Source organism: Sorangium sp. So ce185, from assembly GCF_051526825.1.
Lineage (GTDB): Bacteria > Myxococcota_A > Polyangia > Polyangiales > Polyangiaceae > Sorangium > Sorangium cellulosum_D.
The window spans coordinates 513,002-535,286 of sequence record NZ_CP150316.1 but is presented as its reverse complement, the minus strand read 5'-3'; the positions used below and the strand labels follow the sequence as shown (position 1 = coordinate 535,286).

General features: G+C 71.5%; 17 protein-coding genes. 6 read left to right on the top strand and 11 right to left on the bottom strand.

Annotated elements, in window-relative coordinates; all coding sequences use genetic code 11:
* Nucleotides 1-69 precede the first annotated feature (69 nt).
* The 4 genes from WMF26_RS02075 to WMF26_RS02060 all read left to right on the top strand — a co-directional run bounded on the left by WMF26_RS02075 (nucleotide 70) and on the right by WMF26_RS02060 (nucleotide 5,988).
* Nucleotides 70-486 carry a GAF domain-containing protein gene (locus WMF26_RS02075; RefSeq protein ID WP_020465086.1) on the top strand — a complete coding sequence of 139 codons (417 nt, stop codon included), beginning with the start codon at nucleotides 70-72 and terminating at the stop codon, nucleotides 484-486.
* A 63-nt stretch (nucleotides 487-549) separates the two neighbouring features.
* Entirely contained in the window at nucleotides 550-1,806 is a 1,257-nt protein-coding gene (locus WMF26_RS02070; RefSeq protein WP_437998940.1) for a radical SAM protein, read from the top strand.
* A 517-nt stretch (nucleotides 1,807-2,323) separates the two neighbouring features.
* Nucleotides 2,324-2,794, top strand: coding sequence for a hypothetical protein (locus WMF26_RS02065; RefSeq protein ID WP_437998939.1), 471 nt, complete (start codon nucleotides 2,324-2,326; stop codon nucleotides 2,792-2,794).
* A gap of 377 nt (nucleotides 2,795-3,171) precedes the next feature.
* Entirely contained in the window at nucleotides 3,172-5,988 is a 2,817-nt protein-coding gene (locus WMF26_RS02060; protein ID WP_437998938.1) for a YncE family protein, read from the top strand.
* Here WMF26_RS02060 and WMF26_RS02055 read toward each other — a convergent pair whose 3' ends face one another.
* The 9 genes from WMF26_RS02055 to WMF26_RS02015 form a co-directional block, all read right to left on the bottom strand.
* Nucleotides 5,989-6,942: a S1 family peptidase gene (locus WMF26_RS02055; RefSeq protein ID WP_437998937.1), complete on the bottom strand. Its 954-nt coding sequence runs from the start codon at nucleotides 6,940-6,942 to the stop codon at nucleotides 5,989-5,991.
* A 394-nt stretch (nucleotides 6,943-7,336) separates the two neighbouring features.
* Nucleotides 7,337-7,813, bottom strand: coding sequence for a bifunctional diaminohydroxyphosphoribosylaminopyrimidine deaminase/5-amino-6-(5-phosphoribosylamino)uracil reductase RibD (ribD, locus tag WMF26_RS02050; protein ID WP_437953682.1), 477 nt, complete (start codon nucleotides 7,811-7,813; stop codon nucleotides 7,337-7,339).
* A gap of 676 nt (nucleotides 7,814-8,489) precedes the next feature.
* Complete coding sequence (locus WMF26_RS02045; protein WP_437998936.1) at nucleotides 8,490-8,723, bottom strand: hypothetical protein; 234 nt, start codon at nucleotides 8,721-8,723, stop codon at nucleotides 8,490-8,492.
* Nucleotides 8,720-8,920, bottom strand: coding sequence for a hypothetical protein (locus WMF26_RS02040; protein ID WP_437998935.1), 201 nt, complete (start codon nucleotides 8,918-8,920; stop codon nucleotides 8,720-8,722). Before WMF26_RS02040 ends, WMF26_RS02045 begins: the two co-directional genes overlap by 4 nt.
* 627 nt (nucleotides 8,921-9,547) lie before the next feature.
* The gene (locus WMF26_RS02035; protein ID WP_437998934.1) at nucleotides 9,548-10,000 is read right to left on the bottom strand and encodes a hypothetical protein; all 453 of its coding nucleotides are present in this window, start codon (nucleotides 9,998-10,000) and stop codon (nucleotides 9,548-9,550) included.
* A 41-nt stretch (nucleotides 10,001-10,041) separates the two neighbouring features.
* The gene (locus WMF26_RS02030) at nucleotides 10,042-10,260 is read right to left on the bottom strand and encodes a hypothetical protein (RefSeq protein WP_437998933.1); all 219 of its coding nucleotides are present in this window, start codon (nucleotides 10,258-10,260) and stop codon (nucleotides 10,042-10,044) included.
* A complete protein-coding gene (locus tag WMF26_RS02025; RefSeq protein ID WP_437998932.1) occupies nucleotides 10,257-10,736 on the bottom strand; it encodes a type II toxin-antitoxin system VapC family toxin in 480 nt (159 codons plus the stop codon). The genes WMF26_RS02030 and WMF26_RS02025 overlap by 4 nt, the downstream gene beginning before the upstream one ends.
* A 450-nt stretch (nucleotides 10,737-11,186) precedes the next feature.
* On the bottom strand, nucleotides 11,187-11,438 hold the full coding sequence (locus tag WMF26_RS02020) for a hypothetical protein (RefSeq protein ID WP_437998931.1): 252 nt from the start codon (nucleotides 11,436-11,438) through the stop codon (nucleotides 11,187-11,189).
* A gap of 529 nt (nucleotides 11,439-11,967) precedes the next feature.
* A complete protein-coding gene (locus WMF26_RS02015) occupies nucleotides 11,968-12,471 on the bottom strand; it encodes a hypothetical protein (protein WP_437998930.1) in 504 nt (167 codons plus the stop codon).
* A gap of 798 nt (nucleotides 12,472-13,269) precedes the next feature.
* Between WMF26_RS02015 and WMF26_RS02010 the strand changes: the two genes are divergently transcribed.
* Complete coding sequence (locus WMF26_RS02010; protein WP_437998929.1) at nucleotides 13,270-16,824, top strand: PD-(D/E)XK nuclease family protein; 3,555 nt, start codon at nucleotides 13,270-13,272, stop codon at nucleotides 16,822-16,824.
* Nucleotides 16,825-16,863: 39 nt separating this feature from the next.
* Here the strand turns inward: WMF26_RS02010 and WMF26_RS02005 are convergent, their stop codons facing one another.
* Complete coding sequence (locus tag WMF26_RS02005) at nucleotides 16,864-17,337, bottom strand: GFA family protein (protein WP_437998928.1); 474 nt, start codon at nucleotides 17,335-17,337, stop codon at nucleotides 16,864-16,866.
* Nucleotides 17,338-17,375: 38 nt separating this feature from the next.
* On the opposite strand from WMF26_RS02005, the gene WMF26_RS02000 reads away from it, so the two are divergent.
* Entirely contained in the window at nucleotides 17,376-18,542 is a 1,167-nt protein-coding gene (locus WMF26_RS02000; RefSeq protein ID WP_437998927.1) for an ABC transporter permease, read from the top strand.
* 66 nt (nucleotides 18,543-18,608) lie between these two features.
* Here WMF26_RS02000 and WMF26_RS01995 read toward each other — a convergent pair whose 3' ends face one another.
* The gene (locus WMF26_RS01995; protein ID WP_437998926.1) at nucleotides 18,609-22,229 is read right to left on the bottom strand and encodes a GAF domain-containing protein; all 3,621 of its coding nucleotides are present in this window, start codon (nucleotides 22,227-22,229) and stop codon (nucleotides 18,609-18,611) included.
* Between the last annotated feature and the right edge of the window lie 56 nt (nucleotides 22,230-22,285).

Below are 22,285 nucleotides of genomic sequence, written 5' to 3'. Positions count from 1 at the left end.
CGTCCGACGGACCGCCCCGCCCGGGTCCTCGCGATTGACGCGCGCGCCGCGCCGGTCGAGGGTGCGGGCATGCATGCGCGCCAAGCGTCGTTCGAGCCGTGGCTGCGGAGCTTCGTCGCCGAGAACGGGGGCATCGCCGGGACGGTGCACCTCGTCGAGGGCGACGCGCTCGCGCTGGCCGCGGCCGTGAACATCCCGGAGAAGGTGCAGGAGATCACGCGCCTCGTCCCGCGCGGCAAGGGCATGGCCGGGCTCGCCTGGGAGCGCGGCCAGCCCGTGCAGACGTGCAACCTGCAGACGGACACCTCCGGCGACGTGCGGCCGGGCGCCAGGGCGGTCGCGGCGCAGGCCGCGGTGGCCCTGCCGGTGCGCGACGCCTCGGCGAGCGTGCGCGCCGTCGTGGGGATCGCGTTCGCCGGCGAGCGCGAGCTCGGCGAGGACGAGCTCGCCAGGCTCGCCGAGGGCGCGGGCGCGCTGCCGGCCTGACCGTTCGTCCAGGGCGCCGGCCCTTGTCTTTCGCGGCGTCGATGCGAGGATGGGCGCCTCCCCATGGAGACGAACGGCCAGAGCGCCCCGGAAGCAGCGACGGGCGATCCGCTCGACCCGGGCTGCCGCCCGCACGTCCGCGTCGAGGACCTCGTGCGCGGAGCGGCGCCCGCCGGCGAGCGCGCCCCCGCCGACGCGGGCGCGGGCTGCGCCGGCGGCGAGCGCGCCCCCGTCGCGCCCGTCGTGGGCGGCGCGCCCGGCGAGCCGCTCACGGCGAAGCTCGCCCGCCGCACGGTGCCCGGCGAGCTCTACGAACGAGGGCCCGAAGAGGGGTATCTCCGGTGCACCGCTTGCGCGCACCGCTGCGTCCTCTCGCCGGGGCGCGCGGGCGCGTGCGGGATCCGCTTCGAGCAGGACGGCGAGCTCCGCGTCCCGTTCGGCTACGTCGCTCGCCACTACGTGCGATCGGTCGAGACGAACACGATCTTCCACGTACGCCCCGGCGCGCGGTCGCTCACCTTCGGGATGTTCGGGTGCGACCTGCGGTGTCCTTATTGCCAGAACTGGAAGGTCTCGCAGGCGCTGCGCGAGCCCGAGGGCGACGGCGAGCCGATCGACATCAGCGCCGCGGATCTGGTCGAGACGGCCGTCGCCGCCGGCTGCGGGGTCCTCGCCAGCGCCTACAACGAGCCGATGATCACGGCCGAGTGGGCGCGCGCGGTGTTCACCGAGGCGCGGCGGCGGGGGCTCGTCACGGCGCTCATCTCGGACGGCAACACGACCCCCGAGGCGCTCGCGTACATGCGCCCGGTCACCGACGTGTTCCGCGTCGACCTGAAGGGGTGGAGCGCCGACCAGTACCGGACGCTCGGCGGCCGCGTGGAGCCGGTGCTCGCGGCGATCGGCGAAGCCCGCCGCCTCGGCTACTGGGTGGAGGTCGTGACGCTCGTCGTCCCGGGCTTCAACGACAAGGCGGACGGCCTCCGCGCCCTCGGCGCCGAGATCGCCCGCGTCGATCCCGACATCCCCTGGCACCTCAACGCCTTTTACCCGCGCTACAAGATGCGCGATCGCCTGACGACCGACCCGGCGTTCCTCGTGGACGTGGCCGGCGTCGCGTACGCGCGCGGCATGCGGTACGTCTACGTCAGCAACGTGGCCGACCGCGTGCGCGAGCTCTCGCACACCCGCTGCCCGAGCTGTTACGAGGTCGTGGTGCGGCGGTTCAACTACGAGACGCAGGAGGTCCTCCTCTCCGGCGGCGCGTGCCCGGCGTGCGGGACGCGCGTGCCCGGCCTGTGGGGGCCGGCGACCGCGTAGCGCTGCCCCGCCGGCCGCGCTCCACCGGTGGGGCGCGGCCCGGAGCCGTCCCGGCGTATTGCCGAACGATTTCCGTCTCGTTCCACCAGAGGCCCAGTCCGGAGACCCGGGACTCCGCAGCGCATATTGCGTCCGGGCGGAACTCCTCCGATCGCGCTGGGCTCGATGCCGGTCTGGCAGCGCGGACGGCTGACGCGTAGTCCGGCTGACCCGCCGAGCCCGCCGCCCCGGCTGGCCGGACTGGCCGGCCATTTCAATGGCCCATTGGCCGGCCAGTCAGGCCAGCGCGAGTGCCCGTTTTCGCCGGGAAAAATTCGAAGGATGGTTCTCGCCGCTTCGCCGCGTGTGGTAATTTATGAGCATGTCGTCGCCGTCCGAACGTCTTGCTCAGATCCTCAGGGAAAGCCGATTCGTCGCGACTCGCGAGCTCGGCGAAGAGTGCGCTGCGGAGCTCCACACGCACGCCAAGGAGAGGTATCTCGCGCTGGAGGCGACGATACCTGAGTTCCAGAGCAGCATGAGCCGCAAGCTCTTCGAGCTCGGCCCGCCGGTGCTCGCGATCTACCAGGCGCTCCTGCACGACCTCGGTGTGGACCGGGGGCCGGCCCTGCGCCTCGCCGAGGACATGCTGCTCGCGTTCTACCGCAAGCAGCTGGACCGGAGCCCGCTCCTCGGCGCCGCGATGGATATGGTGTTCCGGCTGGAGCCCGCGCGGCGCCTGATCATGAAGAGCGTGGCCCCGGGCTCGCCGGGCGGCTCCCGCTTCGACAAGGTCAGCGACGCCGGCGCGCGCCTCGCCTCCGGCGCGCGCGAGTGCCCGCTCGTGGCCTTTGCGAGGCGGCACGGCGCGCCGGAGATCGTCGCCATGATCGGCCAGCTCGACGACCTCAGGGCGAACGCGCCCCGCGGCATCGCGCTCCGCCGCACCGGCGCGCTCGATATGGGCGCCGAGCGCGGCGGCATCCGGTACGTGACGGGAAAGAAGTAGCGCCCCCCCGCCCTCGCACCCCGCTCAGGCGTCGTCGACCCCTCCGGCGCCGACCGCCTCTCCCTCGTCCTTCCAGCCCCCCTCCTGCGCCCGCCAGCGCTCCGGCGCCGGCGCCCGTCACGCCGCGCCGTCTTGTCGAACGCTGGCCCGCCGAGCCCACCGCCGCGCACGCCGCGCTCCGCGGCGCAGGGATTCGACGTTTGCCCCGTGACGCGCCGCGACCTCGAAGGCCGGAACGCGCGTGGGACGGCGCACACATTTCAACATTGAAACATTCGCGCCGATTCGTGGATCTCAAGGGAGCGTGGTTGTGTTAATCGATTGATGATCGCCCGATCTCCGATCGCTCCCTGAAGTCGCTTGCTCGAGGAGGCCCCATGAAGTCACCGTTCGCTCTGCGAAGGGTCGCCGCCGGATTTTTGTCCGCCGCGGCGGCCACGACCGTCTTCGCGTCCAGCGCTCCTTCGCTGGCCGGCTCAACCACGCTCTTCGAGAGCGGGCAGGTGCGCCCGCTCGCGCTGTCTCCCAGCGGAAATCTGCTGTTCGCGCTCAACACGCCGGACGGCCGCCTCGAGGTCTTCCGCGTGCGCGACGGCGCGCTCGTCCACCGGAGCTCGATCCCGGTCGGGCTCGAGCCGGTCGCCGTGGCGGCGCGGAGCGACACGGAGGTATGGGTCGTGAACCACCTGTCGGACAGCGTGAGCGTCGTCCAGCTCTCCCCCGGCGGTCACGGCGGCCGCGTCGAGCGCACGCTGCTCGTCGGCGACGAGCCGCGAGACATCGTGTTTGCCGGCCCGGGGCGGCGCCGCGCCTTCATCACGGCCGCGCACCGCGGCCAGAACAACCCGAACGACCCGCAGCTCACGACGCCCGGCGTGGGCCGGGCCGACGTCTGGGTGTTCGACGCGAACCACCTCGGCACGTCGCTCGGGGGCGCGCCGCTCACCATCCTCACCCTCTTCACGGACACGCCGCGCGCGCTCGCCGCCACGCCCGACGGCGCCCGCGTCTACGCCGCCGGCTTCCATTCGGGCAACCAGACCACCGTCATCACCGAGCTGCTCGTGCCCGACCAGAGCGCGCCGGGCCCGGCCACCAACGCGGACGGCGACCCGGCGCCCCCGGTCAGCCTCATCGTCAAGTTCGACGGCGCGCACTGGGTCGACGAGCTCGGCAACCCCTGGGACTACCGGGTGAAGCTCTCGCTGCCCGACAAGGACGTGTTCGCCATCGACGCGATGGCGAGCCCCCCGCGGCCCGTCGCCGGGCCCTCGGGGGTCTTCACCGGCGTCGGGACGATCCTCTTCAACATGGTCGTCAACCCGGCGAACGGGAAGGTCTACGTCTCCAACACCGACGCGAGGAACGAGCAGCGGTTCGAGGGCCCGGGCGCCTTCGCCGGGCAGAGCCTGCGGGGCCACCTGCACGAGAGCCGGATCACGGTGCTCCGCCAGAGCGGCGCGCCGCGCGTCGCCCCGCGGCACCTCAACAAGCACATCGACTACTCGGTCTGCTGCGCCCCGACGCCGAACGCGGAGAGCGAGGCGAGCCTGGCCCAGCCGGTCGACATGGCCGTCACGAGCGACGGCGCGACGCTCTATGTGGCCGCGCTCGGCTCGAGCAAGATCGGCGTGTTCAGCACGGCCGCGCTCGAGGCCGACACGTTCGTGCCCGACGCGGCCGACCACATCGAGGTGAGCGGCGGCGGCCCGTCGGGCCTCGCGCTCGACGAGGCGCGCGGCCAGCTGTTCGTCCTGACCCGCTTCGACAACGCCATCTCGATCATCGACACCGCCACCGGCGCCGAGACGGCGCACGTCGCGATGTACAGCCCCGAGCCGCCGAGCGTCACGCTCGGGCGGAGGTTCCTCTACGACGCGCGATCGAGCTCGGCGCACGGCGACTCCTCGTGCGCGAGCTGCCATATCTTCGGCGACTTCGACAGCCTCGGGTGGGATCTCGGCAATCCGGACGCGGCGGTCACGACCAACCCGGGCCCGTTCGTCGGCCCGCTGCTCAACCTGTTCACGCAGCAGCCGATGGCGCAGGAGTTCCACCCGATGAAGGGCCCGACCACGACCCAGAGCCTGCGCGGCATGGCGAACCACGGGCCCATGCACTGGCGCGGCGATCGCACGGGCGGCAACGACGCCCCGACCGTCCAGCCGGACAGCGGCTCGTACGACGAGCGCGCCGCGTTCCGGAAGTTCCAGGCCGGCTTCACCGACCTGCTCGGCCGGAGCGGCCCGATCCCGGCCGCCGACATGGAGGCGTTCGCGGACTTCATCCTCCAGGTGACGTATCCGCCCAACCCGATCCGCCGCCTGGACAACGCGCTCACGCCGGATCAGCAAGCCGGGCGCGACACCTTCTTCGACAGCAACCTGGACGGGACGGCCATCTGCAACGGCTGCCACGTCCTCGACCCGGACAGCAACCCCGGCACGGACAGGCCCGGCTTCTTCGGCACCGACGGCAACATGACGTTCGACTTCCAGCCGCAGCTCATGAAGACGCCGCACCTGCGCAACCTGTACCAGAAGGTCGGGATGTTCGGGATGGAAGCCCCGGATTTCGGCATCCTGCCGGGCGACAACGCGCACAAGGGAGATCAGGTGCGGGGGTTCGGCTTCCTGCACGACGGGAGCTTCGATACGCTGTTCCGGTTCTTCCGCGGGATGGGGTTCTCGCCGTTCACGGGCTTCACGAACCAGTTTGGCACCTTCCCCGACAACCCCGACGGCCTGCCGGACTCGCCGGCGGGCGACGCGGTCCGCCGGCAGCTCGAGGCGTTCCTCCTCGCCTTCGACTCGAACCTGGCGCCGATCGTCGGCCAGCAGGTGACCCTGAGCTGGGATAACCAGGCCGCCGCCGGGCCGCGCGTCGATCTCCTGATCCAGCGGGCCAATGCGGGCGAGTGCGACCTCATCGCGAAGAGCCACGTGATCTTGCAGGAGATCGGCTTTCTCTACACCGGCGCCGGGAAGTTCGCCGCCGACCGGCTGGCGCTGCCGCCGATCCCGGACGCCGTGCTCCGCCAGATCGCGCTCGCGACGGGGCGCCCGCTGACATACACGTGCACGCCGCCAGGCTCGGGCTACCGCGCCGGCATCGATCGCGACGAGGACGGCTTCCTCGACGGCGACGAGCGGGGCGCCGGCAGCGACCCGGCGGACCCCTCGTACACGCCCTGATCACTCCTCCGCTCCATCGTCGCCGAGTGCGCAATCCGGGTCGGGCGGGGACACGCAGGCGAGCGCGCACACCCCGTCTGCGCCGCAGTGGCGGTCGGCGCAGTCCGGGTCGACGAGATCGGGGCCGACATCGCAAGATGCGTCGCAGAGGCCGTCCGCGCGGCATGGGTTGTCCGCCTCGAACTCGTCGATCGTCGGCTGGATGAACCGGGAGATCTGGTCGTAATCGGTGCGCGCCTGCACCCCGTCGAGGGTGCAGGGGTCGTCGCCGAACGACGTCACGCCGGCGTGGCGCTCGACGCCCCGCCGCACGAGGAACGCCGGACCTCCGGAGTCGCCGGCGCACGTGTTCATGGCGGGGACCTGGTAATAGAACTGGGTCTCGTCGATCGTCCCCGGCGTCCCGCCGACCTGAGCGGGGCCGATCGCCAGGATGGGAAACGCCACGGCGCGCCGCATGCCGAACCCCGTCCCGGCGACCCCGTCGGAGACGCCATAACCGACAAAGGTGTAGTCCGGCCCGATGTACCAGCCGCTGTTGTCCATCGACTCGCGCAGGAGCGGCGCAGGCTGCACGGGCGCGTCGCTCTCCAGCTTGAGGAGGGTGAGGTCGTTCTGGAGGGTGCCCGGGTCGTACTCGGGGTGGCGCCTCGACGTTTCGACCTGCACGCTCGCCGAGCGCCGCCCGAGGTTCGTGCCGAAGAAGACCCGCGTGAGCCCGCCGTGGCAGTGTCCCGCCGTGATCACGGTGCGCCGGGAGATCACGGTCCCGCTGCAGTACGCCCGGCCGCGATTGCCCACGCCCACGACATAGGCGTGCGCAGTGTCCACAGCGCCGCCGACGATGCGCTGTCGGGACGTGAGCAACGGTTGCTCGCCCTCATCCCCAGCTTGCGTATCTGCGCAGCCGAGCCCGCCGAGGCACAGGATCGCGATCAGGATAGCATTCTTCATACTGCCACCTTTCCGTCTACAAATGATGTCTACAACGGCCATGGCGTGAGGACGCACACAGTCTTTGCGCTGCCCGGGCCCACGGGTGGGCGGAGGGCATAACAAGCGTGGTGCCAGCGCGGTGCGCGGCGCGCCTCCGAGCCTCCGAGCCGGATCCACGCGCGGCGGGGGCCTGGAAATGGCGCGCGAGCGGGGGATCTCGCCGGGTCGCGTCCTGGAATGGCGCGCGAGGGGCGAGATTCGCCGGGCGCCTGGCCGCGGCGTGTACGGCCGTGGGGTTCATGGGGGGAGAGGTCGCGGCGCCGCGCTCGTCAGGGGGGCACGCGGGCGCTGGACGCGTGGGGTACGCGACCGCCGCCGCTCGCGGGGGTGTCGGCGGTGCCGGAGCGCGGCGTCAGGACGTCGGCGTCGCTCGAGCGGGCGCGGCGCTGCGCTCGGCCATGCGCGCGATGTAGGCGCGGTTGAGCTCGCGGCACGCGAGCTCGCGGACGCCGATCGTGACCTCGATCCCGGCGCTCTCGAGCAGGGCCACGCCCTTGCCGGAGACGAGGGGGTTCGGGTCGATCATCCCGATCACGACGCGCCGGACGCCGGATCGGAGGAGGGCGTCGGTGCAGGGCGGCGTGCGGCCGTGGTGGCAGCACGGCTCGAGGTTGACGTAGAGCGTGGCGCCCTCGGCGCGGCCGGCGAGCTTGCGGAGGGCGTCGACCTCGGCGTGGGCCAGCCCGGCTCGCTCGTGGAACCCCTCGGCGAGGACCTCGCCGCCGCGCACGATGACCGAGCCGACCATCGGGTTCGGGGCGGTGCGGCCGGCGGCGCGCCCTGCGAGCTCCAGGCAGCGGTCCATCCAGCGGAGGTCGACGTCGTTCATGCCGGCCCCGGGGCACGGCGGTCCATGAGAGGGCGGAGGGGTGGCCCCGCCGCGGCAGCGCACAGCATGACGCGGCGAGTATAGCGGAGGGCGGCGGGCGAGGTAGGACCGCGAGCGAGATCGCCCGCTCGCCGGGTCGGCGGCTGCGGCGCCACCTTCGGCGGGCAGCGGCTCACCCTGGGGCGCGTCGCGTCGGGGAGCTGGGCCCGGAGCGCCGACGGGAAGGGGCGCGAGGGGCTGGCGGAAGATCCGCGGGGGTCGGTGGAGGGAGGCATCTCCAGCGCGGAGATGGGTGCCACCCATGTTTTTGTGGAGGCTCGTCCTCCGGGAGACGGGTGCCACCCATGTTTTTGTGGAGGCTCGTCCACCGCGGAGATGGGTTCTACCCATGTTTTTGTGGAGGCACGTCCACCGGGAGACGGGTGCCACCCATGTTTTTGGGGAGGCACGTCCACCGCGGAGATGGGTGCCCCTCATGTTTTTGTGGAGGCACGTCCACCGGGAGACGGGTGACACCCATCTCCCGCGTGGACGAGCCGGCTCACCCGGATGGGTTCACGGCGTGCCGCCCGCCCCGGGCGGGGGTGCCCGGACGGCTCCGGCCCTCCTGGCCGGGGCTCTTCGACGGCCCGCCTCGGCATCGTCGACCATCTCGACATAGGCCTCGGTTTGGCGTTCAGCGGCGGCGCGAAGCGCTGCCCGCCGCAATACCTTGTTGGGCGGTCTCTTCGGCCAACGTGGAGTCGTTTGAACTAGGCGCTTTTCGGGTATGTGGAATGACGTGGGGTCTTCCGCTTGCCTCTTGCATGCGTCGAAACGCCTCGAAGATCGCGTCGATATCATAGCCGTGCTCCTGTGCGATGGCATCGCGGATTGCGCGGACCTCGTCCACAATCGGATCGGGGATCATGTCTCTTCTTCGAGTGCGAGTTGCTCCGGTGTACAGATGATAGGCGGACGAAAGCCGCTCTGGCGGCACACGGCCTCGACATGGTCGCGCATAACGGCGTTGGCGAGATGAGCGCAGCTCCATGTCAACAGGAAGTTGATGTCGTGAACTGCTGCAATCGCCACATGCGCAGCGTCGATCGCCGCCTTCCGTGGCATTGCTGCCGCCTCGAGAGGTTTTCTCGCGACCGTTTGCGCCTCGATGGTAGCGGACAGGGCCAGCAGCCCCTCCGCGGCGGCGATGCGGCGTGGTAGCGCACGCGGAGCAGCCGTCGAGGCGAAGCAGTTCGCGGGCCTCGCCCGGTAACCTCGACGGGCCCGAAGCCGGCGGCCTCAACCAGCCCCGCGCCAGCACCGTCCTGCTCGGCGGCGGGTTTCCTCCACCGCCGTTCTGCTTCACACTCCCGGCCTGCACCGTCGTGCAGCGGTCTCCGTCGCCGCGGCCTCGGCCGCATCCCTCATCGCCCTCGTGCCCCACGCCGTCATCACCTCGCCCAGCGCCGTGGGCTGGCTGCGCCGCCGGCGCCCCGCCGAGCGCGTGCTCCTCGTCGGCGCGCCGGTCGAGGCCGCGAGCGAGCTCGCCCGCGCGTCGATCCGCGTCTTCCATCCATCCGACACGACAGAAGAAAATCGGACCGGGAATGTCAATTGCTTGAGCGATAGCGGGGCACCGCAACGCCATATCAACCCGTCCAGACAGGCACGATCTGCTCCTTCAGCCCGCACGCCTCATATCTTGCAAGCCTCCTCTCCCCGTCGCACGACCAGTCCCAGTTCTTCGGCATCTCATCCTTCAAATTTGTTCTTCGTGAGCGCGTCGTCCTGTGTCTTGGTTACGATTACTGCGAAGCACAGCCGTTCCAGGACCCTGAGCACCACCTCGGCGGACAGCGGCGCGGGTAGGGACAGGAGATGATCGATCAGTGCCTTACGCGGCACCGCATGCTCGTGACGCAGGCCGGTTCCACGTTGGCCGTTGTTCTTCCACAACGTTTGCGCATCACGCGTGTGCATCTGGTGGCGCAGGTCGTACTTGATGCCATCGCGAACGGAATTCCCCTCCGCATCGAGCCCATCTGCAGTCCAGCACCATAACAGTGAGTCGATCAGGAACCGCGCCACACGTCTCATCCGATCGTTTGGATCGCGAGCACGCTCGCTGAGGCGCGCGATCTCCTCGGCGATGAATTGCCGGTGGACGTCCTGAAGCGGCTGGCACAATCTCCGCTTCCTACCCATGGTTCCCTCCGAGCGTCTCTGTCCCGCTAACGATCGAGCAATCAGCGGCGAGGTGCGGGCGTCGCCTGCGCCTCGTCCGCTGCATTGCCTTGGGCGGCCTCCGGGCCACCGCCACGAGGAACGAGCGAGACGTGGTCTATGGCATTGCCTGCTTCAAGGCGCCGAAGCACCTTGAACAGCTCGTGAACGTCATAGCCACATTCCTTCGCAATCTCGTCGCGAATTGCGCGGACTTCATCGACGATGGCATCGCGGATCATTTCTCCTCCTGTGGCGGCAGCTCGTCTGGCGTGCAGATAACCGGCGGTCGAAACCCACTATCCCTACACACGGACTCTATGCGCGGCCGCATCGCAGCGTTAGCAATATGCGTACAGTTCCAGGTCAGCAGAAAATCCAGGCCATGAACGGCCGCTATGGCCACGTGCGCGGCATCGACGATTGCCTTTGGGGGCATGGCTGCCCGCTTGATGAGGGCCGCGGCAAGCGTCTCCGCTTCCTCGGTTCCTGATAGGACAGCGATCCCCGCGGCTGCCCCAAGCCGCCGAGCAGCCGCGGCGGGGTCGCCCCGGCGCGCCTCGGTCAGCACCGGGTCGGAGAGGAACAGCTCGAACTCGTCTCTCCGCGCCCACCAGCCGATCGTGACCTGCTGGCGGGCGGCCTGGATCACGTCGCGGCTTGGCAGCGCGGTCAGATAGCTCAAGATCGACGTTTCGACATAGACGCGCGGTTTCACGGGCGGCTCCTAGCGAAGGCGCGCTCCCGCCGACGCACCTGGAGCATACCAGGCCCAGGCGCACGCGCCCAGGTCGTCCCGCGAAGCTCTCGGACTACGCGGCAAATTCGGGAGGATCAGGACGGTTCAGAGTGGGCGGCCTGCTGGTCGTCGAGACGGGCCCATACGCGCGTCCCCTATCGTCGAGACGGGCCCGTCCGCGTGAGCCCTCCAGGGGCAGACGCCTAAACAGAGGCAGACCGCCTGAGATACTGTGCTCCGCCGGAGGCGTGGCTGCCTCTACTCATGCGCGACTGCCTAACGACTAGCCGGTCTGCCGCGGCCGCGTGGGCAAGCGGAGCGAGGCTGCGCGGACCGTCGGCAGCAGCGGCTTGTTGGGCGGTGGCGGCGAGATCGGCCGCCAAGCCAGTAAAACGAGCGAGCGAATGCCTATCTCCGTTCGATGAGCTCTCACTCCCAAGGGCGGCTCCGCGAGGCGGGAATCTCTTGCGCGAACGTCGCGAAGATCCGCTCGGCTGCCGAAAGAATCGCTTCTGCGCCGGGTTCTCCGAGCCATCGGAAGATGTACGCGCCGTCCGACTTCTCGGTCAGGTAAAGCCCCGCCGGCCGGCCGCAAGCCTCGGAAGCGACGCGCTTGAGCGCGGCGATGTCCTCGGCGCTGATGGGCCGGTCCACGATCAGCTCTCGCGCTTGGCCCTCCATGAAGAACTGGAGCGTCAACCTGGACCAGGGCGGTCCCCTGCGCCCCGGGACGATCACCTCCGCGTGCTCCCGGTCCGCAGCCACCGCCCCGAGCATGCGGTGCGCGGCATCGGCGACGGCCCTCGCGATGGCCGCTTGCCGGCGGTCCCCGAGCCAGAAGATCCGCAGAACGCCGTTCGTCTGCAGCGCTGCTCCAAGGTCGACGGGATGGCCCGTAGATTACTTGACAGCGTGCTCGGCGGCGCGGATCTCGTCGGGGGTGAGCGGCCGTTTCACGGACAGGCGGCGCCACGGCTAGATGAGGTCAGGGTCGAAGTGCCCAATGGTCAGGTAGTGGAACATGGAGGGGCCGGGCGTCGTCATTCACCATCTCCGTGATGCTGTCCAACGACCTGGGGTTCAGCGGCGAAGCCCGCACCGGGCGATGCCAGGATACCACGGTGGCCCGGCGTTCCAGGGAGCAAGCCTGCCCCAGGCGGGGTTCATCCGCTGCAAGCCCCTGTTCGGAGGCAGACGTCACGGGCGACGGCTACCACCAGGCCACAACCGATTCGGCGTCGAATTCGACTCTACGAGCACCTGCGGCTTGAGGCGTTGCAAGACGGACGACGGTCGCAAACCGAAGCGATTCAAGGACGGCAAATCTATATTTACCGATGTCGTATCGCCAATACTCCCCTGGATCGGCCACACCGTACCCACTCGGATGTCCGACGACAACTGTGGCAAGTTCGTAGCCTCGGCGACGGCTAAAATTCTCTATGGCGGAGCGACCTACCATCACACCGTGATAAAATCCACGAGCCTCAGCCGCGGTCTGGTAGTGCTTCGCGAACTCACGATCGGCAACGAGAAAGTTGATGGTTGGCCGATCCGGTTTGTCCACGCCATGGTGGGGCGTCGCAACGAGTAGCCACGCGCCGCCGCCGTCGAACGTCTCGGAGCACCTGCGGAAATAGTTCATGCGCTCAGGCCAGTAGAGGTGAACAAGGAACTCTCCTCTCGGCGAGCAACGCTCGAGCACCTCGTCCACCGAGCTCCGACGCCGCTGGCCTCCGTTGCCAATCCCGCGCGAGGCTGACGGCGGCTGCGTTGAGCAGTTGCGGCGATCATGGCCGCGCCCTCCGCAGACGCTGCAACGTCGGACCGAGCTGCAGGTCTGAACGTTGTGACCATCGAGTCCACAATAGGAACACGCCATGGCTCCTCCTTCGTCCGGTGCAAGGTTAGCCGAGCTCCGCTCTGCTCGGCGACAAGAACTAGGGACCGCCCGACGTCGCTATGATCTGTTACGCACGGCCTATGTGCGCATTCCAGCATGTAGGCCGCGAGCCACCGCGGCCTACGATCCGTATTCCCACGGACGGATCGCATCTCCCCCGCGGCTTATGTCCGTATTCCCGTGGATAGGTCATGACCTTCTGCGCCCTATCGGCGCATCTCCATCGATAGGCCGCAGCATGAGCACGTACTCCGGCCGTTCGGCGGCCGGCGCTCCGGTCCGTCGAGCCGCACAGATTGCACCCAGGACACCGCGCCCGTGCGGCCGGAACCAGGGCGAAGCTGGCGTATGCATGCTCCATCGACGAGTGCGGTGGGAATCCCGCCCGCGATAGCGTACACGGAGCAGCCGTCGAGACCAACCAGCGCGCAGGCCTCCGCCCGGTAGCGTCGGCTGACCCGAAGCCGGCGGCCTCGACCGGCCCCGCGCCGTCCCGCTCGGCGGCGGGTTTCCTCCACCGCCGTTCTGCTTCACACTCCCGACCTGCACCGTCGTGCAGCGGTCTCCCCCGAGCCCCCGGCGGCCTCCGCCGCATCCCTCATCGCCCTCGTGCCCCACGCCGTCATCACCTCGCCCAGCGCCGCCGCCCGCCTCGATCGCGCCGTGGGCTGGCTGCGCCGTCGGCGCCCCGCGGAGCGCGTGCTCCTCGTCGGCGCGTCGGTCGAGGCCGCGAGCGAGCTCGCCCGCGCGTCGATCCGCGGCCGCCGCGCCACCTTCGGCTGGCACCGGCTCACCCTGGGGCGCGTCGCCGCCGCGCTCGCGATGCCGGCGCTCGCCGCGCGCGGCCTCGTCCCGGCCAGCGCCCTCGCGATCGAGGCGCTGTGCGCGCGCGCCATCGGCGGGCTCGCGCAGGACGGGCTGCTCGGCCGCTTCGCCCGCGTCGCGGATCGGCCCGGACTGCCGCGCGCCGTGGCGCGGACCCTCGACGAGGTGCGGCTCGCCGGCGTCGATCCGGACGCGCTCGCCCCGGCCGATCTCGACGGCATCGCCCGCGCCTTCGACGCCGCCCTGGACGCGGCCGGGCTCGCCGATCGCGCGCTCGTCCTGCGGCTCGCGGCCGAGCGCGCCCGGGCCGACGACGGGGGCGACCCGCGCGCGAGGCACCCGCTGCTCGGGCTGCCGATGCTCCTGCTCGACCTGCCGGTGCGGTTCGCGCTGGAGCGCGAGCTGATCGAGGCGCTGGCCGCGCGCTCGCCCGACGCGCTCGCCACCGTGCCCGCCGGCGACGCCGCGTCGCTGCGCCACCTCGAGGCCGCGCTCCGGTCGCCGGCGCGGCGGATCTCGCTGACCGCGGTCTCGGCCGCACACGACGGCGCCGGCGCGGCCAGCGACGCGGGCGGCGACGCGGACGACGCGCACGACGCGCACGACGGGCCGCCGCCGGGCGCGCCCAGCACCTCGCTCGCGCGCCTGCAGGAGCACCTGTTCGATCCGCTCACCGACGAGGCGCCGGGGCTCGGCGACGAGGTGGAGATCCTCTCCGCGCCCGGGGAGAGCCGGGAGTGCGTGGAGCTCGCCCGCATCGCGCTGCGCGAGGCCGGCCGCGGCGTGCCGTTCGAGCGCATGGCGATCCTCCTGCGCGCGCCCGAGCAGTACCGCGCGCACCTCGTCGAGGCGCTGCGCCGGGCCGGGATCCCCGCGTACTTCGCGCAGGGCTCGGTCCAGCCCGATCCGGCCGGCCGTGCGCTGCTCGCGCTGCTCGCGTGCGCGGCCGAGCACCTCTCGGCGTCGCGCTTCGCCGAGTACCTCTCGCTCGGGCAGGTGCCCGACGCCACGCCCGCGGGCGCGCCGCCCCCGGCCGCGTCCGAGGCCGACCGGTGGGTGCCGCCGGACGACGACCTCTTCCCCGCGCTCCTGCGCGGCGAGCTCGACGACGGCGCGGAGGAGCTCGGGGACGCGGAGGCGATCGGAGATGAAGAGGAGGCGCTCTCCCGCGGCGGCGCGCTGCCCCGCGCAGGCGCGCCGGGCGCGCTGGAACCGCCGGGCGCGCTGGAACCGCTGAGCGCGCCGGAACCGCCGGCCGCGCCGGGCGCTTCGGAATCGCAGGCCGCGCCGGGTGCGCCGAGCGGCGACCGCGACGCCCCTGTGCAGGACGGCACCCTGCGCGCCCCGCGGCGCTGGGAGCGGATCCTCGTCGACGCGGCGGTGATCGGCGGGCTCGACCGGTGGAAGGCGCGGCTCTCCGGCTTCGAGCGGGAGCTCCGGCAAGAGCTCGCGCGCGCCCCGGAGGAGCGCGACGCCGCGCGCATCGCGCGGACGCTCGCCGACCTCGCGGCGCTGCGCGACTTCGCGCTGCCGCTCCTCTCGGCGCTGCCGAGCCCGGGCGAGCGGGCGACGTGGGGCGCGTGGCGCGACCGGCTCTCGGCGCTCGCGACGCGCGCGCTCCGGCGCCCCGAGCGGGTGCTCGCGGTGCTCGCCGAGCTCGCGCCGATGGCCGACGTGGGCCCCGTCGACCTCGGCGAGGTGCGCCTCTGCCTCGCGCACCGGCTCACCGACCTCGTGCTGCCCCCGGCCGCCCGCCGCGACGGGCGCCTCTTCGTCGCGCCGATCGAGGCCGCCCGCGGGCGCTCGTTCGACGTGGTCTTCGTGCCCGGGCTCGCCGAGCGGATCTTCCCGCAAAAGGTCGTCGAGGACCCGATCCTCCGCGACGCGCTCCGCCGGGCGATCGCCGGGGGCGCCTCGGGCCTCGACACGAGCGACGACCGGGTGGCGCGCGAGCGCCTCGCGCTCCGGCTCGCGGTCGGCGCGGCCCGCCGCAAGCTCGTCGTGTCGTACCCACGCGTCGACATGGACCAGTCGCGGCCGCGGGTGCCGTCTTTCTACGGGCTCGAGCTCCTGCGCGCGGCCGAGGGCAGGCTGCCCGGCTTCGGCGAGCTCGAGCGCCGCGCCGAGCAGGGCGGCGCCGCGCGCATCGGCTGGCCCGCGCCCGCGCGGCCCGAGGACGCCATCGACGCGGCGGAGCACGACCTCGCGCTCCTGGAGACGCTCTTCAGCCTCCCGGAGGACCGGACCATCGGCACGGCGCGCTACCTGCTCGGCGCGAACCCGCACCTCGCGCGGGCGCTCCGGTTCCGGGCGCGGCGCTGGATCCCGGCGTGGACGAGCGCGGACGGGCTGTTCAAGCCGGTCGCGGAGGCGCGCGAGGCGCTCGCGAAGCACGCGTTCGGGCGCCGGTCGTTCTCGCCGACCGCGCTCCAGCACTTCGCCGCGTGCCCCTACCGGTTCTTCCTCTACGCCGTGCACAAGCTCGCGCCGCGCCCGGCGCCGGAGGCGATCGAGGAGCTCGACCCGCTCCAGCGCGGCCGGCTCGTGCACGACGTGCTCTACGAGGTGCTCGTCGCGCTGCGCGACGCAGGCAAGCTGCCGGTGAGCGTGGCCTCGCTCGACGAGGCGCGGGCCGAGCTCGATCGGGCGCTCGACCGCGTGGCCGCGCGCTACGCCGACGAGCTCGCGCCGGCGATCCAGCGCGTCTGGGACGACGGGATCGCGTCGGTGCGGGCCGATCTCCGCGAGTGGCTGCGGCGCGCCGCGGAGGACCGCGACTGGGAGCCGATCCATTTCGAGCTGTCGTTCGGGCTGCCGCGCCGCTTCGCCACCCGGGATCCGGGGAGCTCGGACCAGCCGGTGGAGCTCGACTGCGGGGTCAAGCTCCGGGGGTCGATCGACCTCGTCGAGCGGAGCGTGTGGGGCGCGATGCGGGCGACCGACTACAAGACGGGCAAGGCGCGGGCGCCGCGCGACGCGGTCGTGAGCGGCGGGGGCACGCTCCAGCCGGTCCTCTACGCGCTCGCGCTGGAGAAGCTCATGCCGGCGGGGACGCAGGTCGAGTCGGGGCGGCTCTATTACTGCACGTCCGCCGGCGGCTTCACCGAGGTGCCGATCTACCTGGACGCGCGGGCCCGCGAGGCGGCCGCGCAGGTGGCGGGGATCATCGGCGACGCGATCGACAGGGCGGCGCTCCTGCCGATGCCGGCGGAGGGGGCGTGCGCGCAGTGCGATTACCGGCCCGTGTGCGGGCCGTACGAGGAGCTCAGGACCGGGAAGATCAAGCGGCGCGACATCGACCAGCGCCGGCGGCTGGAGCAGCTCCGCAGGCTGGCGTGAGCGCGGGTGTCGCGCTCGGACGCGGGCGGAGGGTGCCAGTCACCCGGGCTCGCCAGGAGCCGACGACGCGCTCGGGGCGCCGGCGACCCACGGCGGATCTTCCGCGTGCTGCTCCGTGCCCGAGAGCGGCGGCAGCCACGGCTCGCGGCGCTTGATCCAGATCTCGTAGCTCGGAGCGAGATCCGTGGGAGCGTCGTCCAGACATCCCAGCTTGATCTCGACCTCGCCCTCCGCCTCCCGCAGCGAGAACAGCCGCGACCCGCACGTCGTGCAGAAGCTGCGTCCCTCCCAGCACCTCGTCTCGCCCGTGGACTCGAAGCTCGACCACGGCCACACCGCGTACGGCATGAAGACGCCGCCGGTCTCCTTCCTGCACGACGTGCAGTGGCAGAGCCCCACGCGCACAGGCTCGCCACGAAGCTGAAACCTCACGGCGCCGCAGGCGCAGCCGCCGCTCCGGACACGCTCGAATCCAGCTCGCATCTCGCCTCCCATCGCGCGCTCTTGGCCCATCGTAGCCAGCGCCGCGCGCGCGTTCTATACACTTCGTCATGCACAAGGAAATCGCTCTGCCCTGCGCCCTGCTCGCGCTCGGAGCGGCGGGCAGCGGTTGCAACCTCATCTTCGGCATCGAGCCCGGCACGGACGCGACCCTCGCCGCATCCTCGGCGACGGCGACCACGGGCCCCGGAGATGGCGGCTCGGCGCAGGCCACGTCGGGCGCCGGTGGCGCCGATGGGGCGGGCGGGCGCGCGCCCTCGTGCCCTCCATCGAGCTGCGCCGCGGGAGAGTGCCCCGTGACGCAGATGCCAGGGGTGCTCGGGTCCAACCCGAAGGGCATGGCGGTCACCCCGGAGGCCGTGCTGATGGCCAACGACGAGGCCATCGTCGCCATCCCGAAGGACGGCGGGGCCGCGCGCACGCTCCCGGGCACCCTCGGATTCGGCGACACCACCTGGGTCACCTACTCGGGCGGGCAGCTCTCGTGGATGAACTGGAGCAACGGAGACGTGCTGGGGATCTCCGTCGATCCGCCGAGCTCCAGCCCGATCCGGATCGCGGAGGTCCCTCGGCAGGAGGACGAGGATGTCATTCCGGGCTTCGGCCGGATCGCCTCGTTCGGCGACAGCGTCTACTGGGCGACGCAGACGCCCCCGGCCATCTGGCGGGCCAAGGCGGACGGCAGCCAGCCCGTCGCCGAGCAGGTCGCCACCAGCGACCACCCGATCGGCGTCGCCGTCGACGCGACGCACGTCTACTGGTCGGATTACTGGGCAAGCCAGATCCTGCGCAAGACGAAGGAGCCGCTCGGCGAGACCGCCGAGGTCTTCGCGGAGACGAACGGCAACCCGACCGAGATCGTGCTCGCGGGCGGCGTCGTGTACTGGGTGACCGACAACACCGGCGCAGTCCAGTCCAAGGCGACGGACGCGGCGCCGGGCGCCCCGCCCTTCACCACCACGGTCGACGCAGAGGCCGTCGCCAAGTCGCTCGCGGTGGACGACGAGTTCGTCTACTGGACCGTTTACGAGAACAGCGAGGGGCAAGGCGAGGTGCGCAGGGCGCACATCGGCAAGGGGGACACGATCACCCTCACGACCGGACAGCCGTACTTCTTCGAGATCGCCGTCGACTGCGGGTTCATCTACTGGAACGTCAACGACCTGGAAGCCGAAGAGGACGCCGTGGTGTTCCAGATGCCGAAGCCCTCGAACTGAGCGCCGAGGCGGGGTATCCATCCCGTATCCGCACCTCCAGCAGGGAGCGCCCCCAGGCGCCGTGCGCTACGCCGCGCCCTGCGCCTCTTCCCGCTTCGGCCACGTGAACCGGAAGGTCGCGCCGCTCTTGCCGTCCGACTCCACCCACGCCCGCCCGCCGCGGCTCTCCACGATCTTCCGCACGATGGCAAGGCCGATCCCGGTGCTCTCCACCTTGTCGCGCGCCTGCAGCGTCTGGAACATCCCCCACACCTTCTCCTGAAACGCAGGGGCGATGCCAGGCCCGTTGTCCAACACCGAGAACTCGTACTGATCGCCCTGCTCCCGGGCGGACACGGACACCGCCGCATCCTCGCGGCCAGCGTGCTTGAGCGCGTTCGTGATCAGGTTCATCAAGACCTGTTGCAGCGGCACCCGGTACGTCCGCAAGCTGGCGGGCGGCACGTCGAGCGTGACCCGCGCAGGCGGCTTGGGGGCGATGAGCTCGACCACGTCCCGCGAGAGCTTCTCGATGTCCACGCTCTCCGGCTTCTCGCGGAACCTCGTGGCGCGGGAGTAGGCCAGGATCCCCTCGATCAGGGCCTCCATGCGGCGCACGCGGCCGCGCAGCATCTCCATCTGCCGGCGCGTGTCGGCGGTGAGCTTGTCCGACAGGTCCTCCTCGATCCACTGGGCGAGGCTCGCGATGCCGCGGAGCGGCGCCTTCAGATCATGGCTCGTCACGTACGCGAACTGGTCGAGCTCGGCGTTGGTGCGCTCCAGCGCGCGGATGAGCGACTGCGCCTCCCGGAACAGCCGGGCGTTGTCCATCGCCACCGCCGCCTGGGCGGCGAGGCCGACGGTGATGCGCTCGGAGCGCTCGGTGAAGACACCCGGCTTCGGGTGCCCGAAGAACATCGCGCCGATGACCTTGCCGCTCCGCGAGACCACGGGGACGGCCAGGTAGCTCGCCACGGGGAGGTGCCCCTCCGGCAGGCCGTGATGAGGAGAGCTCTTTCCGTAGCGCGGATCCCGGGTCACGTCGTCGAGGCGGATCACGCCCTCTCCGCGGAACGTCGGCGCGAACAGCGCGGTGTTGCGCGGCATCGGGAAGCGCGAGAAGGCCTCCCTCGGCGCCCCCGAGAGCGCGTACAGCATGTAGCTGCCGCTCTGCGCGTCGCTCACGTTGTAGAAGAACGCGCCGAACTCCGCGCCGGAGAGCTTCGTCCCCGCGTCCGTGACCGACTGGACGAGCGCGTCGAGCTCGAGCTCCGCCGACAGCACCTGCCCCACCTCGTGGAGCGTCTCGAGCACCTCGGCGTGCTCTCGCGTGAGCCGCTCGGCCTCGCGCTGCTGGCTGATATCCATGTTGCAGCCCACGTACTCGCGCACGCTGCCGTCCGTGGCGCGGACCGGCGCCGCGCGCGCCACCGTATAGGCATACGAGCCGTCTCTCCGGCGGAGCCTGTACTCGGCTTCGTACACGGCGCCGCGCGCCGTCGCGTCCGCCCACGCCCGCATCATCGCCTCCCGATCGTCGGGGTGGACCGCTCGCAGGAAGCCGCTCTCCAGGTACTCGGCCTCGTCCTGGCCCGTGAACTCGAGCCAGCTCGGCGAGCTCTCGATGACCTTGCCGTCCGCCGTGGCCGTCCACACGACGGCCGTGGTCGCCTGGACCAGCGTCCGGAGGCGCGCCTCGCTCGTGGCGAGCTCGATCGCGAGCTGCTCGACGTGGCGGCGCGCCAGCACCTGATCGGTCACCTCGAACGCGAACGCCATGACGCCCTCGGTGCTGCCGTCCGGCGCGCGCATCGCCTGGTAGACGAAGTTGAAGAAGCGCTCTTCCTCCGGTCCGGCGGCGCCGCGGCGCAGGCGGAGGGGCACCGACGTGCCGACGTAGGGTTGACCGCTCCGGTAGACCGCGTCCAGGAGCTCGAAGATGCCTTGGCCGTCCAGCTCGGGGAGCGCTCCCCGGATCGGCCTGCCCAGCACCTCTCGTCCGCCGAGGATGTCTCGATACGTCGGATTCACCAGCTCGAAGACGTGCTCGGGGCCCCGCATGATGCAGATGCCGGCCGGCGCCTGGTTGAACAGGCCCGCGAGCTGCTGGCGAGACGCGTCGACCTGCTGGAACAGCCTCGCGTTGTCGATCTGCAAGGCCACGCGGTTCGCGAGCTCCTCGGCGAGCGCGACGTCCGCCTCGCAGAAGCGCCGGCCCGACTCGGCGTGGACCAGCGTGAGCGCCCCGATGTTCCGATCGCGCCCCCGGAGCGGGACGACGACATAGGACCTGAGGCCCAGCGACCGGATCAGGCGCAGGTGCTCGGGGTTCATCGCGGCGGACTCGAGCATCGAGCCCGGGATGTCGGCCATCCACTCGGGGCGACCGGTGCGGATGACCGCGGGCACGCCCGTCGGAGCGTCGTGCCGGGGCGGGGACATCGCCCGCAGGCGCGCGCCCAGCTCGATCTTCGCCGGATCGCAGTGGTGAACGGCCACGCGCTCGACGGTGTCGCCGTTCAGCATGTCGACGGCGCACCAGTCCGCGAGCGTGGGCACGGCGAGGTGGGTCAGGTGCGCGAGCCGCGCCCCGACGTCGAGCGAGTTCGAGAGCACGGCGCCCGCCTCGCTCAGCAGGCGCAAGGTCGCCTGCTGCCGCTCGAGCTCGGCCGCGAGCATCTCCGCGCGCGCCCGGGCCTGTCGCTCCTGCTCGAGCAGGCGCGCACGGTCGAGCGCCGACGCGCACTGCGCGGCCACGCTGAGCAAGAACTCGCGCTCTTCGTCGGTCCACGCCCGCTCGGCCGCGAACGAGAACGAGAGCGCGCCGAGCAGCTCTCCGTGGGCGACGATCGGCAGGACGGCGAGCGCCTGGATGTCGTCGCGAGCAGGCCTGAGCGCCGCGAGCTCGGGGTACGCCGCGTGCAAGCTCCTCTGGGTGCCCACCCAGATCGGGCGGCGCTGCCGGAGCGCCTCCGAGAGCGGCAGTCGGGCGTCGAGCGGCACGATCGCGTAAGGGCTCGCGCGCTGCTCCTCCAGCCCCGATTGGGCGATCAGCGTCGCGGCCCCGGCCGCCGCGTCCGCCGCGTACATCATCGTGGTCGAGGCGCCGAGCACGCGGTGGACGTCGCAGACGACGGCGGAGGCCATCTGTTCGATCGTCATCGCGCCGCTCAGCGCGGAGCTGATCGCGAGCAGCGCCTGCGTGAGCCGGGCGCTGCGATCGAGCTCCTCGAGGCGCCGCGAGAGCTGCGCCGCGAGCTCGCCGCGCTCCGCCTCGACCTGCTTCAGGCGGGAGATGTCGGCGAACACCGAGATCCCCCCCTCGAGCTCGCCTCCGGGCCCGATGATCGGCGCGGCGCTCCCGAGGACCATGCCGCGCGTCCCGTCGAAGCGCTGGATGCGGGTCTCCTCGCTCTCGATGACCTGCCTCGCGGACATCGCGCGCGCCATCGCCCAGTCGGCGGCCTCGTACGGACGGCCGTCCTCGTGGAAGGCGCGATACAGCGTCCAGTCCTGCATCGACTCGGTCGAGGCGCTGCCGGCCCAGATGCGCTCGGCCGACCGGTTGTGCAGGACGAGCTTCCCGGAGGCGTCGCAGATGATGACGCCGTGCGGGCTGTGCTCGAGCACCGCGTTGAGCCACCCGCGATCGCGGGAAGCCACGGCGCGGAGCCGCTCGAGCTCGCGCTTCAGGGCTTCGATGTCCATGGCGTCGACGCTGATCGAGGGCCCGGAGGACGGGCGGGGGTGCGCGGAGGTTCCCA

Bases quoted from the DNA above. Each gene is read 5' to 3' on its own strand.
- WMF26_RS02075 (WP_020465086.1), top strand. From the start codon at position 70: ATGCATGCGCGCCAAGCGTCGTTCGAGCCGTGGCTGCGGAGCTTCGTC.
- WMF26_RS02070 (WP_437998940.1), top strand. From the start codon at position 550: ATGGAGACGAACGGCCAGAGCGCCCCGGAAGCAGCGACGGGCGATCCG.
- WMF26_RS02065 (WP_437998939.1), top strand. From the start codon at position 2,324: ATGAGCCGCAAGCTCTTCGAGCTCGGCCCGCCGGTGCTCGCGATCTAC.
- WMF26_RS02060 (WP_437998938.1), top strand. From the start codon at position 3,172: ATGAAGTCACCGTTCGCTCTGCGAAGGGTCGCCGCCGGATTTTTGTCC.
- WMF26_RS02055 (WP_437998937.1), bottom strand. From the start codon at position 6,942: ATGAAGAATGCTATCCTGATCGCGATCCTGTGCCTCGGCGGGCTCGGC.
- ribD (WP_437953682.1), bottom strand. From the start codon at position 7,813: ATGAACGACGTCGACCTCCGCTGGATGGACCGCTGCCTGGAGCTCGCA.
- WMF26_RS02045 (WP_437998936.1), bottom strand. From the start codon at position 8,723: ATGATCCCCGATCCGATTGTGGACGAGGTCCGCGCAATCCGCGATGCC.
- WMF26_RS02040 (WP_437998935.1), bottom strand. From the start codon at position 8,920: ATGCCACGGAAGGCGGCGATCGACGCTGCGCATGTGGCGATTGCAGCA.
- WMF26_RS02035 (WP_437998934.1), bottom strand. From the start codon at position 10,000: ATGGGTAGGAAGCGGAGATTGTGCCAGCCGCTTCAGGACGTCCACCGG.
- WMF26_RS02030 (WP_437998933.1), bottom strand. From the start codon at position 10,260: ATGATCCGCGATGCCATCGTCGATGAAGTCCGCGCAATTCGCGACGAG.
- WMF26_RS02020 (WP_437998931.1), bottom strand. From the start codon at position 11,438: ATGGAGGGCCAAGCGCGAGAGCTGATCGTGGACCGGCCCATCAGCGCC.
- WMF26_RS02005 (WP_437998928.1), bottom strand. From the start codon at position 17,337: ATGGGCCAAGAGCGCGCGATGGGAGGCGAGATGCGAGCTGGATTCGAG.
- WMF26_RS02000 (WP_437998927.1), top strand. From the start codon at position 17,376: ATGCACAAGGAAATCGCTCTGCCCTGCGCCCTGCTCGCGCTCGGAGCG.
- WMF26_RS01995 (WP_437998926.1), bottom strand. From the start codon at position 22,229: ATGGACATCGAAGCCCTGAAGCGCGAGCTCGAGCGGCTCCGCGCCGTG.